This is a genomic window from Candidatus Stoquefichus massiliensis AP9, from assembly GCF_000455285.1.
Taxonomy (GTDB): domain Bacteria; phylum Bacillota_I; class Bacilli_A; order Erysipelotrichales; family Coprobacillaceae; genus Stoquefichus; species Stoquefichus massiliensis.
Map to the genome: position 1 here is coordinate 255026 of NZ_HG005289.1, position 14759 is coordinate 269784.

A 14759-nucleotide genomic window follows, 5' to 3' on the forward strand; every position below is an offset into this window, starting at 1 on the left:
GATTATATGTAACTGTTGCTGTTTTTGTTCCTGCTGCTGAAGTATTGAAATTAGTTACTGTATAATCTTTTGAGTCAATGTTTTTTTCACTTCCATCACTATAGACACCTTTTACTTCCAATCCGCCTAAATCAGTCTTATCTCCAACATAATATGTTGTTTTTGCTGGCTGTTTTGTAATCTTGATTGAATTTAAAGTAACAGGTTTTGCATTTACTGTATAATTAAAGGTATTTGATTTTCCTCCATAACTAATAGTCGCGGTTTTTGTTCCTACTGTTGAAGTATCAAATCCTGTAAGTTTATAATCATTATTTGTAAGTTCTTTTGAACCCTTTGTATAATTTGCAACAACTTTTAAACCATCTGTATTAACGCTTTGCCCTTGCATGTAATTTATTATCTTAGGTGGTGTAATTGACAAAGATAACAATTCATTAGAAACTTTTTTAGATTTTACTTTAATCTGATTTTGTGAAGATTCTACATAAGCAATATATAAATAATTATCAGAAGAAGATAAATTTAGATAATTACTTGCATTATCAACATCAATTCCTTCTTGTGTATAAGTATCATTTTTAATATCATATGAATATACTTGTGTTTTCCCACTACCAGTATTTGGAGTCACTAACATATATAAATTCCCCTGAGCAACAGCCAATTCTGGTGAAAAACTATTGATTGAACTTTCTTTACCAATTTTCCATGTTTGACCATCAAATATAGCCATTTTTGTCCTTGTATTACCCAAAGACAAATATATTTTATTTCCTAATGAAATCATATCATATGTATTTGCTGCCAAAGATGAATCAGATACTTTGGTGAATTCATTATTTCCTTTGTACTGACTAACTTCAATAATATTTCCAGAAGCATTTCTTACAGATACATATATTTGATTATTTAGTTGACATATTTCAGGCTGACCACCCATTCCATCAAAATAATTTCCTAATATTTTTAACTGATGAGATTCAATCTTACCCAATATAGCATGTTCATTTGTTGTATATACAAGATAAATTTCCCCATTAATACTTTCACATTGAAAAGAATTACCAAAATCATTAATGAGAGTTTCTTGTTCCCATTGATTTGATACCTTATTATATTTCATCAAGACTAATTGTTCATTATTATTGTTATAATTCATATAAGCAAAATATAATTCTTGATTATTTATAAACAATTGTGCTTGTAAATTATTTTTTTGACTTATAGAATTACCAAATTTTTCCCATTTTTCCCCATCATATTGATATGATGAGTATTGTTGATTAGAATAACTGATTAAATATTGGATATTATTATTTGAAATCATATAACATCCCTTATTATCAGACTGTCTATTATCATCAAACTGTGTATTTGTCCAAGTATCAAATAAAGAATTTTCTGGTATAGATACCTTACATGTCATTTGATTTCCAGCATTACTCGAAACATCACTGATCACAATACCAGAATTTGAACCATCTGAATAAGTTAAAGCTCCATCCTCTAATGTTTTATTTAGATCAGAAACCCCTATAGTGGTTTTACCACTTTCCTTAGAAAGTGCTGCATTATTTACAGATATTCTCTCACTCTCATTATATCCTGTCTGTCCTTTTTGAGGTCTAAAAACATAAATACCCGTTTTTCCATGATAATCACTTAACCCATCGACTGTAGTATCCACACGGTAAACAATAATTCCAGAGTCACCTATCTTAGAATCTAATTTATCTTCTTTTATTGAATCAGTTTTCTTTCTAAATTCAATAACAAATACTTCATGTTCATTAAGTGGCGATTTGAGTATGTATGCTTGATTTCCATCTTTATTATTTTGCATATCTAAAGTAAGGGTTTGTGATGATGTAATTTCATCTATTGATAACCAATTAGAAAAACGCATTCTTGTATAAGCCAAAGGATAATTCACATACTGAGAAGAACTTGCCATTATATCCCAGCAAAATACTGGATTAGTCTTACCATCATTTGTATATAAATCAGGATAACCTAAACTATGGAGAAATTCATGAGCAACTAAACCAGATTTTTCTGGTAATGTTCCTTCCATCATTCTTCCAGTATTTAATATATTGTAATTCCCAATTTTTTTATTTGACCATTTTTCATCACCAGCATAATAAGCCTTATGTGGATATAACGTAGGTGTAACATTGCTTCTTTCTCCGTCATTTCCACGCAATACAATTGTTAAATTATCAATGATTCCATCATTATCATAATCAATAACCTGATTAGAAATTGATGGAATATTTTTAATTATTTCATTAATGATTGAATAATCTATATCACTTGACTGCGCCTCATTACTTGTATAAGGCAGAGTATATGCGCCAATTTTATTTCCATCATCTTGAGGAAAAATATTTTTTACAGAGAACTGATTATATGAAATTGTTTTCATATAATTTGTAAAAGATCTTCCATCTGTTCCATTATAAATATCCAATATTGTCTGTCTATTATTTGCATTACCAAAGAAATCATCTTTATCATCTGAAAACTTTGCAAACAAAACAACATTAGCAAATTCTTTTACTTTCTGACCTGATGCTTTTGCCTCTACATTCCATGTATTCATCGTTATTAATGAAATTATCATAGAAGCTATTATTACTATTTTCTTTATCATTTCTTCTTCCTCCCAAGCAAAAATCCCTCTCTATTCATATTATATATTTTTCATAACCTAAACACAATAAAACAATTATTAAAATCAAACAAGAATGAGTCGTTTATAAGTGATTCTTGAAAACTTTAGAATACAAATATAAATATAAAAAAAGAAGAAGTAAATTCCCTATAAATTTAGGGATATTATTTCTTCTTTCATTTTTATGATTTTAATTATTTATCCATTATAAAGCTATGACCTTATTAAAAGTATACTCCTCTATTCACCATTATATTTTCTCTTCAGAAGAAACATTTACATCTTCTTTATTACTATTCTTAACTATCTTTTTTATATTTATGTTCGTTATTAATTCTAGTTCATCTTTATAAGCAATTCTTTGAGAATAAAGTTCCATATATGCATGGCCAATTGCTCCATAGAATAAATGCATCTCTGGTTTATCTTTTATATTATAAGAAATAATATGTTTATTAGAAATACCAGGGTATGGGTCAATATAATATATTTTTTTAATTCCTAATTGAAATGACTTTTTAGAACATAACTCACAAGGACTTGCAGTTACAAATAAATATCCACCTTGGACTTTACTTCCACCATATTTTGAAATTTGTAAAAATGCATTTTCTTCAGCATGTAAAGACCTTGTATAAACTTGATTTTTATCTCCTTTGATTCCATTATAAACATCTTTAAAACAGTATGGAAAAGATTGATCAGATATCTTCTTCCTTGTCTCTATGCATATTTTTTCCATAGCACATCTAAACTCTACTGATTCCAATTCATATTTACTATAGGTAATTAATTTATCAAAATTATATTCCTTTGCACTCTTAAAAACATTTTCTAAACCTGTTTTTAATTTCACAATAAAATAATAGGTATTTTATAATTTTGTCTTTTTAATATCCTTAAGATATTCTATAATATTACAATTACCAACTTGAATATCAAAAATACATCCACTTACTTTATCTAAATCCAAAGATTGAGTTATAATCATGATGGACACCAACAGTCACTAAAAAATTTGTATAATGAAAATACTGAATAACTATTTGTTTTAATTTCTCTGAAAATTCTATATCATCTTCGATACATATAAATTTTAAACGTTGCATATGATTATTCCACTTATTCATTATCTTTATATAAGATACACATATGTATAAAATATCCATCATGAATATCTATTATATCTTGCCCATGATATTGATTAACAATATCTCTAATATTTTTTAATCCAAACCCATGCTTTTTGGAGTTCGTTTTATGTGTTTTCAATATTTTTTCTCCATTTTTTAAATGTGTTTTATTTTTAACCTCAAATATTGCCTTCACATCTTCAAATCGTATGTATAATTCAATATCTTGACCACCTACTAATTTTGTTTCTTCAATAGCATTGTCTAGTAAATTCCCTAATAAAATACTATAATCTACATCACTTATAAAATCAACAACTTGACCTACAACTACACATCCTATTTCAATACCAAAACTCTTTGCAAAAGTTATCTTATCATTTAATAAATAATTTAATATTATATGATCAATATAAATCAAATCATTACTTTTTTTCTTTTCTAAATCATCAATATAACTTTCAGCTTCTAAATTATGATTATCTTTAACCATGTATCTTAAAACATTAAGATGATGTTTATAGTCATGTTGGAGTTTATTATATTCTTTTGTTTTTTCATAAATCAAATCTATATATTTTGATTTATATTCCTCAGCTTCCAATTTCAATGACTGCTCAAGAATTTTTTCATAATATTTTGAATTAGATATAGTTAAATAAATCGCTAAGTATAAAACAATGATAGAAGCAATAATTAAATAACAGCACATTTCCCAAGATATCACATCATATACAAATTCGTGAAGTACATAACCGATTGTAATAAATACTAAAATTAAATATACACATAATATTAACATTGACTGTTTTGATAATGTTGTTTTAATATCAATAAAATATTCCAAAACAAAATATTCTAAACTTAAGAAAAGAATACTTAAACAAGTCATAAAATACATAATTGTATAATTCATAGTAATATTATTCAAATCAATTTGTGTAAAATAAGTTATAAACAATATAACTAATCCTTTAATTAGAATTAAATTACTAAAGCATAATCCTAGACAGAGCATATTATGAATCCATTTTGATTTTTGTACATATGTAGAAAACACAAATAAAGTTAAAGCAGGAAATAACAAACTTATAATTTGATTCACTTCTAAACAAGCAAGTACGAATGCCTCTAAAGTTAAAAAAATTGTCATTATAACCGAATAATTTCTATTGATTTTATGAAAACATAAATATTGAAAAATACCTGCTAAAAAATAATTTTCAAATAACACTATGCAATTTAATAAATTCCTAATCATATGACAAACCACCACCCATTTCACCATATTATATCATCTATGTGCAAAAAGATACTATAAAATGTGTAAATTTATAGTATTTCTACACATAATTTAAATTTTCAGTTAGAATACGCTATAGTTTAGTAATGGAGGAATTTTATGCACAACTTAACTATTAAACTAGCATCTTTTATTTCAGAAGATCCTAATAATAAAGACTCAATACAAATGATCAGTTATAGTCTTGAAGCAATCTTTACAACTTTATTAACAACATTAACTGCATTAATACTATCCTTTATATTTCAATATACGAAAATATTTGTAACTTTTAGTATCTGTTTTATAAGCATACGAATGATGCATAAAGGTTTTCACTTTAAAAAATTTATATATTGTTATATTTTTTCAAACATTATGATATTCATTTCTTGTATTATTATTAAATACTATTCTATCAATTTATTTGAAATGATTTTATTCTACTTTTTAATTATATTTCATTTTTGGGTATCAAACGAAAAAAACATTCAACTTTCATTAATAATCACACTACTCTTCACACTATTTCTTAAAATCAACATTGAAATATCTTACACATTATTTATATCGGTTTTATTAGACATATTATTAATTATAGGGAGGAAAATACAATGGATAAATTCACAAAAGGAATCAAAAAAACATTAACTAAAATATTAACAAACATGACATTTGGAATAGATATTCTTCCATCATGGGTCTGGATTTATGAACCAGAAAAACCTGAATTATTAAAAAATAAATAAATTCATTAAGAAATAGTGTGACTATGTCAAAAAGGTATATCATCTCAGCATAGAGATAATATACCTTTTATAATTAACACTTTTAATTATCTTATTTTATGACAATAACTTCTCTATTATCAGGTAAGAATACCTAGCACATTATTTAGAATTATTTTCGACAAATAAACATCCCTGCATCCTTTGTAATTCTCAATTCCTTATGCACCTTTCTATTCATGTAATTCTTAAAAGATTGATAATCTTTTAAGATATAATCACTTTGATTACCATGACAAGATAAAATATAATTAATAATATCATCAGCATGATCAACCAACAAATAATCATCATGTCTACGAAGTTCAATATGATGAAAGTAATCTTGTAAAATATTCTTACCATTTTCTAAACCAAAAATATCATAGAGTTTAATATTAGATAAAGTAATCTTAGGATCAAATTCTTTAACTAAATCCGTAATCTCTTTCATATGTTGACAACCATAAGTACTACAATAAAAAATACCATTTGGTTTTAAAACACGATCAATTTCTTTAAGAACTTGATGTATATCTTGTACATAAAATAAAACATGATTTGCTATAATGATATCAAAAGAACAATCATCATAAGGAATATGATGGCAATCAAAACATTGATAATCAATGTTTTTTATATCTTTCAAATTAGATTTAGCATCTTCTAACATTCCTTGCGAGATATCAGATAAAACAAGATCAATATTTGGTACTGTATTTCTTTGCCATATTTCACCATTACCACATCCAATTTCTAATACTTTCATTTTATCTTTTATTTCATATTGGGAGAACATCCATTCAAACCAATGAATAGGATTCATTGAATATTTTTCATGAAGTTTGATACGTATATCTATATTTGTTGAATTCTTATATTGTTCTATTAAATCTTTTTCCATTGTATTAAAGTTAATATTATCTAATATTGCTTTCCAATCTATATTTTGACTTCTTGTAATTAATTCTTCTGTTTTCTCTAATGACTCTTTAATATTTTGTAAATGTTCTATCTTCTGATCAATCATTTTCTTTTGCAAAGAAAGTGATTCTTGAAGAGTCAAATAGCTATCATTAATTGTCATAGAAAAAATATCATCTAAAGAAAATCCTAAATACTTTAATGAAAGAATTTTCTGTAACTTAATAAAATCTTTATCACTATATAAACGATAACCATTATCCGCAATTTGTGATGGCTTTAATAAACCAATCTTATCATAATATCTAATCGTCCTTATAGAAAGATTAGACATTTTTGCAAATTCACCTGTTTTATAATATTTCATACAATCACATCCTAAAAAAATTAAACCATTCCCAACAGGAATGGTCAAGTTCTTTTACTATTTATTTTAATAATGTTATTGAGTATTACTCCATGCATGATGCTTTCATTATATAGCATTGTTTTTTATAAAACGATATACCATATCCTACAACATGTAAATATCCTTTATTTTTTATACCATCAATATACTTCTTTTCCTTAATCTGTTCTGCTGCCCTAGTAGCATCTTCTAACAATTCTGTCACGCTTGATGAATGCTTGCATTCAATCACTATCACCGTTTCAAGCATGGTTGGTGGCAATATACATATATCAAATCTCCCATCCCCAAATTCTCGATTTGACTCTACTGTATAATCACTAAATAACCCTACCAAGAATCCATAATAGAAGTTCTCCTGATTATCATAATAACTGATACTGTGATTTAAGATATCATTTAAAATGATATTTGCCTCTTCACTCTTTCCTTCTACTAATTTTTGATATAACTCTTTTTTTCTTGATTTTGCATAGAGTATAAAGTACTTCATAAATGACTGCTCATAAATCTCATACACTTCTTTGTTTGGTATAATTAGTGAATAGATATGATGGCCTTTATTCTCACTGATTTTCATATATCCTGTCAGCAGTAAAAAACTATAAATATTATCTATATCATCCATCTCTCTATATGTTAATTCAAGATTAATATGTTTATCAATAGTTTGACACTGCATTAAGATTCCAATCTCATCTCGTAATGTTCTATCTAATCGACTGATATAATCATAAATAATTTCATTACTACTGATATTGGCCCAGAACGATTCAGCATCTGATGATCTGTTTTGAAGTTTTCTATGAACATACTTTAATGTGCTCCATGGATTATAGATTTCTGTATTTCCAAACAGATATCCATCATACCATTCCTTCACTTCATCATAAAACTCTGATAACTCATAATCATCTAGCATTGTTTTAACTTCATCTTCTGTAAAGCCAAAACATTCACTACTTTCATAGTCAAATATAGAATAGACTATATAGTTATTAAAACCTGTAAAGATACTTTCATTGGAGATTTTCAGACATCCTGTCATGATTCCCATTTCTAGAGAGTCATTCGTTTTTAATGCTGAACTAAAGACGCTTGTTAAAAATTAACCATTACATCATAGTAGTTATTCGCATAGGCTGACTGTAATGGCACATCATATTCATCTATGAGAATAATGACTTCTTGATGATAATATTTATATAAACAATCCAATATCATTTTTAGACTATTTTCAAGTTCAACAAGTGTACTTGTATCATCTCTATACTTTATAAGTCTGTCAATTTCACATTCATTAAGAATATCACTTTCAAACAATTCACTATACTCATTAATTATATTTGATATAAGAGAAGCAAATTGTTGCTTCTGTTCAGAAAAATTCATAGATTTCATATCCTTGAGTGTAATAAATATTGTTGGATATTGATTCTGATGTTTCATGGCATTATAATCTTTTGTAATCTTTAATCCATTAAACAAATAAGCATTATCCTTTTCCTTGTTGGAAAAGAAATAATAAAGCATACTCATGTTTAATGTCTTTCCAAATCTTCTTGGTCTTGTATATGAGATAACCTTTTCATTTATAACACCAGAAATGAATTGAGTCTTATCAACATAATAATATTTCTTATCTATCATTTCCTTAAAGTTTTCAATTCCTATAGGTATTTTCTTCATAAACAAGATTCCTTTCTATTTAGAAAAATTATATCACAATAAGCAAACATCATCAATGCTATAAGCAAATATATTTCATAAAATATTTGACAATACTCACTCCCTTATGGAAAATGAAACGAATAAAAAATGACAGATATTTCTATCCGTCATAAGCACCTTTAATTAATCCTTTATGTTTCTGATATTTTGTCATAATTGTATAAAGAATACAATAAAGAACCAAAGCTGCTATAATTCCTAGTAATGCTCCAGATGTATCAATCATACAATCAGTAAAACTTGCTCCTCTGCCATCTACAAACATTTGATGAAATTCATCACTTAATGCATATAAGAAACAAAATAAAGCAGATATAAACATACGTAATGACATTTTTATATTAAATGTAAACAAAACAATCATAACATTAATACTTAATACAAAATATATACTCATATGTGCTAGTTTTCTAAAAAAGAGTTCAATAAGTGCATAATGTTCTGGTGTAATTGAGATTGTTAAATCTTTACCAGTAAAGTGATAGACAGCTTTATTAAATATTTGTACACACATATCACTTAATTCATGGGATGATGTTCCTGTATCCATAGAAAATCTAAAAATAACAATCATCCAAATGAGTGTTGTCAGTATCGCTATAATTCTTAAACGAAATTTAATTTTAGGATTCATATAAACCTCCTTATTTTAATAGCATTATAAACATCTTGTGGTATAATCTCAAGAAATAAATTCTTAATATTTTCTTAAGAAAAAGGATGCTGGTTGCATCCTTAAATATTATTTTCCATTTAAAACATTATCAATTCTCTCTTTAACTGCTTTTAATTCACCATTATTTGGATAAAAATAATATAAATAATTAGAATTCACTTCATCATTATGCCATTTATACTCACCCTCAATAGAATGATTTTCCATAGTTTGAAGTTTTGGCAACAAATCTAAAACAATCTGATATGCTTTAACAAAATCTTCTTTAGGAAGATTTGTTGTAAAATTATTTTCCAATGAATTGATAACACTCATTGCATGATCATAAGTTGGTTCTTGAGCAAATTTTGTAAAAATACCTTTAATTAATTCCATTTGCTGATAACCTCGAGATCTTTCATTCAACGGTAACATCTTACGTGCTCTAGCAAACATTAAAGCTTTAGGACCATCAACATCATTATATCCCTTCACAAACTTATATCCACCTGCATTATATGTATAATGACTATAGACTTTAACACCACCTAATGCATCAACCAAATCAGTTAATCCTGTAAAATTAATTTTTGCATAATAATTAATTTCAACATCCAATGCCTTTTCAATACTTGCAATAGAGGATTGAATTCCTCCCCACCATCCACTATAAGATAACTTACTGCTTGCATCTTTACATGGAATATAAACAAATAAATCTCTTGGAACAACTTGCATATTCACTTGTTTCGTCTTAGGATTCACAGTTAATAAAATATTCACATCACCTCTACCTACAGAGTTAATATTATCTCCTGAAGATAAATCTGCTCCCTGAAAGTAAATAGTAAATGGTTCTGATGAAATATTAACACTTTTTGCATTGACACTATCAAAAGGATAATCCTTAGATAAAATGACTTTAATTTGGTCATTATAATTTTCATCTACAGATGATAAGTCACTTTTACTTAAATTTGTTAATACTAATAAATCAATATCTTTATTCTTTAAATCAGTATATGCTTTTTCCATATTCTTATATGGATATTCTTTCTTTACAGTTTTATTATTTTCTTTTAATATTTCAGAAGAACGTGTATAAGCTGTATCATCTTCCTGTAAATAAGCAATAGATAACTTATTAAAATCTTGTTCTTTTGTAATTGATGAATCTTTTAATGCAACAATTTGAACTGTTTCTACTTCATTTGTTTCTGTTACTTTATCTGTAAAAGTTGTCACCTTATGAGTTGCAAAAACTCCTGCGATTAAACATCCACAAACAATCATTTCCAATACTATACTTACTTTTGGAATCTTATAATGACTTAACCATAACAATCCCAATACAACAATAAATACTATCAATCCAATCATTAATATATTTGTAGGAATATAAATGTACAACTGAAATAAACAGTAAATTCCTAGAATAACAATGATAGCCAATAATGCTAATGTAATCTTCGCCCAAATAGATTCCTTTAAATAATCTAAATATTTATTCATGATATCCCTCACTTTCTAAACATACATACTTTATCATATTTAGACAAAATATACAAATCATTCTCAATGAAAGAAAAGTCAGAAAATTATTTTTCTGACTCATACTTTTCCATTAATATTTGCGCAATAACTTGTTCAGACTTTTCAAGATTTGTATACGGTATATAATCCCAAGGAATCTCATTTTTAGATAAAACACTGATTGCTCTATTATACATATCATGTGTCATAAACTTATAATAAACAAAGACATGATCAGCATTCACTAATACAGCACTATTAATATGAGAAGACTGAGATAAAATCTTTAATGAAGGATATTTCTGTTTCAATTTCTCTCTTGTATGAATATGTCCTCCAATAATAACTATATTTTTATCATTTATAAGTGTACTAATATCTACTGATTCATTAGTCTGAATCTCGTCTCCTTGCTGCATTTCAAAAATTAAATTTCGGAGTTTAAATAACTCATCTTGGCTTCTTTTCAATTCTTCTATTTCTTGACTCTTTTGAGTTAATTGTTTATTTAATGATGAAATCTCTTGTTTATAACATTTTAATTCTTGTTCAAGAAGTTTTATATCTTTATCATGATTTTCTTTCTTTTTTGGTTTCTTTGAAGAAATACTTTCTATTTGCTGATTCTTTATTTGAATGATTTCATCTTTCTCCTGAATGATTTGATTTAAAGATTCAGCATAAGTATCATGTTGAATCTGTTGTCTAAGTGGCATAAATTCTTGATAACAAGTAACATCTTCAATCATATGAAAAATACAGCTTACATAGACTAATTCATCAATCTGATCTTCTAAAGATTGTTTAAAGAAATCTTCTTTACCAACCATATACATATATGTAATCAACTTATATCTATTATCATGTAAAAGAATATCAAAATCACTTGGTGACATAAAGAAATGAAGTGACTTCCCAGTTAAAAGGAATAATGCTTCTAACTGCTGAAAACGTTTAAAAAACAAATGATCTTTTTGTTGATTATAGTAATCCATTAAATCATTATATTTCTTTTCAATATCAAAAATCTGTTTTTTAAATTTATAATCTACATCTTCAATATCATAATGATTTAAATAACATATAACATCACTCTCAACATTAGTCAAAACTATCTGATATGTCCTATACATATCTTCAAAATTTCTAATAAATGGAGAATATCCTGCAATACCCTTCGCATCTTTCAGATAACTCATCACAAATAAATCAGCCAATTCACATATATCATACATATTAAATAGAGTAATTCCTGTTGTTTCATACATCTTAGTCATTTCCAGATTCATTTGAATGAAATCAAAATGATCATAATCAGCTAAAATCACTTTTTTTACTCTTCGACTAACAGCTGGATTATCAATCTTTAATAAAACAGCTAAAACAATATCATTATAATACTGATCTTTTGGAGATAATTGAAATAAATCAGATGACATATCTAAATAATCCTCATTAATTGGATCTTCTCTTAACTCAAGAAATTGCTGATAACACTCTGGAATTTCTTTCATAATAGACTTAAAATCATTGATCCTTGTATATTGCAATATCTGAGTTTTTCTATGCCATAAATAGAATGCTAATAAATTAAGAAATTCAATGGCTATATCATAAGCCTCATTATATTCATCTTCAACTTCCATTCCAGAAAAAACACTTCCATCTATTTCTAGATCACTTGCTTCAAAAAAACGCAGTGTTAAATATTCTACAATATCTACCTTTTTCACTTTCTTCATACCAGTTACAAAATGATAAGTCATCTTAATTTTATCATAATATTCATAAAACTTATTTTCATCATACATAAAATACTTCTTGTAAATAGGCTTTAATTGATTTATTATTTTTTCTTCTTTTTGATTTATTTCTTCATCTGTATTAATTGAAGAAAGAAAATCAGCAAATTCTTGTTCACTAACATCTTGACTATCTTTATCGAACATTTCTGCAGCTGCTTCATAAAGAAAATTTTCTATTTTTTCATTTTCTTCAGACCACTCCTTATGATATTCTTCATCTTCTAAATCATCTAATTCTTGGCTAACTTTTTGTATTTTATCATCCAATGTTTTTTCGTTTTCATCAAAACGTTTATTTACCTCATCATTTGATAATAAAAATAAATCCTGTATCTCTTTTTGAAGTTGTAAACATCTCTCTTCATCGTCTAATGAAATAATATACTTCGCATGAATCTTCTGATATAACTGAAAACGACGATAATCTTTTTCATTGATTTCATCTATCTTTCCATCAAACAAAGGCTGAAGAATAATCATAATCATTTGCTTAAATTCCTTTTCCAAATGTTCTTCATCAACACTTTCCTCAAAAATATCCATATATTTTTCTTTAAATATATTCTGATGACACATAACACAAACTTTCAGAATAATTTAAGCAATAAATAACCCAATCATTTTATTGGTATAACTCTGACTAAAACGCTGAAAACAACCTTCTCTCTTTAAATCTTTTATAAAATATCTTAAGTATGTACTGCGCAATGCCTTGCTTGCTCTTTCTTCAAAATTATGAAAATATCTTGCATAACTTTCTAATTTCTTATTCATAAAATCATAACTATCTATATCTTTATGATACTTTCCAAAATAATCATCAAGTTCCTTTACACCTATTTGAAAATCTTCAAATAAAAAATATGTTGTTTCAAGAAAACTTGATTCATCATTAACTATTTCTTCTGGAATATTATCTTTTTCTATTATATTCAATGTCAGCCATCTACCTTATATACAGAATATCATAACTCAATCCTTAATTCTACGTTTTCTCATTTCAATATCATAATAATTTTTTAAACAAAACACCTCATTAAATCTTTATATGTATCCCTTTCATCAATCAATTCATCTATTTCATACATTTCTTCTTCATTAAAATTCATTAACCAATGACTTGCATCTACATGATATTTTCTCATGATTCTTTTTTGTATCATGTTTCATACTGCTTCTTTTTTGCTTTCTTCCATTTTCATCTGATCCAAAGATTTCATAATTCACTTTCATATAAGTTACCATTCCTTCTTTTTCTTCATAGTCAATACCTTCTATATTATTGTTTGCCATTAAATAAATCACTCCTTCAAATTCATTGAGCTTTCTTTTGCTATTCTATTGATGTTTTTTAAGATTCACGAGACGAAGATACATAATGCAATGGCTAATTTTTTCATCCTTAACATATCGAAATGATATATGACTGATAAGTTCATCACTATTTTTCTGATTGATAAACAGTATCAAATGAAATTCTTTAATCTTTTGATAATCCTTTTGATTGTCTATCATCTGTGAAACTATATTCTTGCACAGATAATACTGAAATATCTTGCTTTGACAGATATTAAGGGTACTTTGTACATCTCCGGATCTAGAAAATAATTATCATGTATAATAAAAGTATCAATGATAATCTTCTTATCAGTAGATATAAGAACGACTGGTTCCCCATTACCTATTCTTATACCATCAGTAATGAGATAGGTAATATTTTCTATCAGAGACCTTCTAAAGTTCAAACTTTCATCACCTACCTTTCCACAGTAAAACTTAAAGAACAAATCATCTTTATAATCTCATTTTGTTTTTTCTTTTTCTATAAATTAACCTCCTA

Annotated in this window: 14 protein-coding genes; 2 read left to right on the plus strand and 12 right to left on the minus strand. The window is 26.4% G+C overall.

What is annotated here, in order from left to right; all coding sequences use genetic code 11:
* From BN350_RS19060 to BN350_RS10905, 4 genes are all read right to left on the minus strand, one after another.
* A partial coding sequence (locus BN350_RS19060; RefSeq protein WP_044600269.1) for a bacterial Ig-like domain-containing protein occupies nt 1-2659 on the minus strand: 2659 nt, incomplete at its 3' end.
* A gap of 271 nt (nt 2660-2930) precedes the next feature.
* Nucleotides 2931-3536 carry a cytidine/deoxycytidylate deaminase family protein gene (locus tag BN350_RS19065; protein ID WP_049945561.1) on the minus strand — a complete coding sequence of 202 codons (606 nt, stop codon included), beginning with the start codon at nt 3534-3536 and terminating at the stop codon, nt 2931-2933.
* Between the two features lie 103 nt (nt 3537-3639).
* Entirely contained in the window at nt 3640-3789 is a 150-nt protein-coding gene (locus BN350_RS20650) for a hypothetical protein (RefSeq protein ID WP_155849103.1), read from the minus strand.
* Nucleotides 3790-3802: 13 nt separating this feature from the next.
* Entirely contained in the window at nt 3803-5074 is a 1272-nt protein-coding gene (locus tag BN350_RS10905) for a sensor histidine kinase (RefSeq protein WP_028043623.1), read from the minus strand.
* A gap of 141 nt (nt 5075-5215) precedes the next feature.
* On the opposite strand from BN350_RS10905, the gene BN350_RS21855 reads away from it, so the two are divergent.
* Both BN350_RS21855 and BN350_RS21680 read left to right on the plus strand, forming a co-directional pair.
* Nucleotides 5216-5746 carry an accessory gene regulator B family protein gene (locus BN350_RS21855; protein ID WP_044600270.1) on the plus strand — a complete coding sequence of 177 codons (531 nt, stop codon included), beginning with the start codon at nt 5216-5218 and terminating at the stop codon, nt 5744-5746.
* Nucleotides 5710-5844 (plus strand): hypothetical protein, encoded by a 135-nt coding sequence (locus BN350_RS21680; RefSeq protein WP_261797183.1) that lies wholly within the window; start codon nt 5710-5712, stop codon nt 5842-5844. The genes BN350_RS21855 and BN350_RS21680 overlap by 37 nt, the downstream gene beginning before the upstream one ends.
* Nucleotides 5845-5995: 151 nt before the next feature.
* On the opposite strand, the gene BN350_RS10920 is transcribed toward BN350_RS21680, so the two are convergent.
* The 8 genes from BN350_RS10920 to BN350_RS10955 all read right to left on the minus strand — a co-directional run bounded on the left by BN350_RS10920 (nt 5996) and on the right by BN350_RS10955 (nt 14212).
* A complete protein-coding gene (locus BN350_RS10920) occupies nt 5996-7153 on the minus strand; it encodes a MerR family transcriptional regulator (protein ID WP_028043624.1) in 1158 nt (385 codons plus the stop codon).
* 85 nt (nt 7154-7238) lie between these two features.
* On the minus strand, nt 7239-8252 hold the full coding sequence (locus BN350_RS21685) for an ATP-binding protein (RefSeq protein WP_261797184.1): 1014 nt from the start codon (nt 8250-8252) through the stop codon (nt 7239-7241).
* Nucleotides 8253-8296: 44 nt separating this feature from the next.
* Complete coding sequence (locus tag BN350_RS21365; protein WP_261797185.1) at nt 8297-8884, minus strand: AAA family ATPase; 588 nt, start codon at nt 8882-8884, stop codon at nt 8297-8299.
* Between the two features lie 142 nt (nt 8885-9026).
* Nucleotides 9027-9560 (minus strand): VanZ family protein, encoded by a 534-nt coding sequence (locus BN350_RS19080; RefSeq protein WP_049945562.1) that lies wholly within the window; start codon nt 9558-9560, stop codon nt 9027-9029.
* 108 nt (nt 9561-9668) lie between these two features.
* Nucleotides 9669-11093 carry an LCP family protein gene (locus tag BN350_RS10935; RefSeq protein WP_028043625.1) on the minus strand — a complete coding sequence of 475 codons (1425 nt, stop codon included), beginning with the start codon at nt 11091-11093 and terminating at the stop codon, nt 9669-9671.
* An 86-nt stretch (nt 11094-11179) separates the two neighbouring features.
* Nucleotides 11180-13495, minus strand: a complete 2316-nt coding sequence (locus tag BN350_RS10940) for a hypothetical protein (protein ID WP_028043626.1) — start codon at nt 13493-13495, stop codon at nt 11180-11182.
* Nucleotides 13496-13516: 21 nt separating this feature from the next.
* Complete coding sequence (locus BN350_RS10945; RefSeq protein ID WP_028043627.1) at nt 13517-13855, minus strand: hypothetical protein; 339 nt, start codon at nt 13853-13855, stop codon at nt 13517-13519.
* Between the two features lie 162 nt (nt 13856-14017).
* Nucleotides 14018-14212, minus strand: a complete 195-nt coding sequence (locus BN350_RS10955) for a hypothetical protein (RefSeq protein WP_028043628.1) — start codon at nt 14210-14212, stop codon at nt 14018-14020.
* Between the last annotated feature and the right edge of the window lie 547 nt (nt 14213-14759).

Coding starts and splice junctions, on each gene's coding strand:
- BN350_RS21365 (WP_261797185.1), bottom strand. CDS start 8,884: ATGAAGAAAATACCTATAGGAATTGAAAACTTTAAGGAAATGATAGAT.
- BN350_RS10935 (WP_028043625.1), bottom strand. CDS start 11,093: ATGAATAAATATTTAGATTATTTAAAGGAATCTATTTGGGCGAAGATT.
- BN350_RS21855 (WP_044600270.1), top strand. CDS start 5,216: ATGCACAACTTAACTATTAAACTAGCATCTTTTATTTCAGAAGATCCT.
- BN350_RS10940 (WP_028043626.1), bottom strand. CDS start 13,495: ATGTGTCATCAGAATATATTTAAAGAAAAATATATGGATATTTTTGAG.
- BN350_RS10955 (WP_028043628.1), bottom strand. CDS start 14,212: ATGGCAAACAATAATATAGAAGGTATTGACTATGAAGAAAAAGAAGGA.
- BN350_RS19080 (WP_049945562.1), bottom strand. CDS start 9,560: ATGAATCCTAAAATTAAATTTCGTTTAAGAATTATAGCGATACTGACA.
- BN350_RS10905 (WP_028043623.1), bottom strand. CDS start 5,074: ATGATTAGGAATTTATTAAATTGCATAGTGTTATTTGAAAATTATTTT.
- BN350_RS21680 (WP_261797183.1), top strand. CDS start 5,710: ATGGATAAATTCACAAAAGGAATCAAAAAAACATTAACTAAAATATTA.
- BN350_RS10920 (WP_028043624.1), bottom strand. CDS start 7,153: ATGAAATATTATAAAACAGGTGAATTTGCAAAAATGTCTAATCTTTCT.
- BN350_RS20650 (WP_155849103.1), bottom strand. CDS start 3,789: ATGCAACGTTTAAAATTTATATGTATCGAAGATGATATAGAATTTTCA.
- BN350_RS21685 (WP_261797184.1), bottom strand. CDS start 8,252: ATGGGAATCATGACAGGATGTCTGAAAATCTCCAATGAAAGTATCTTT.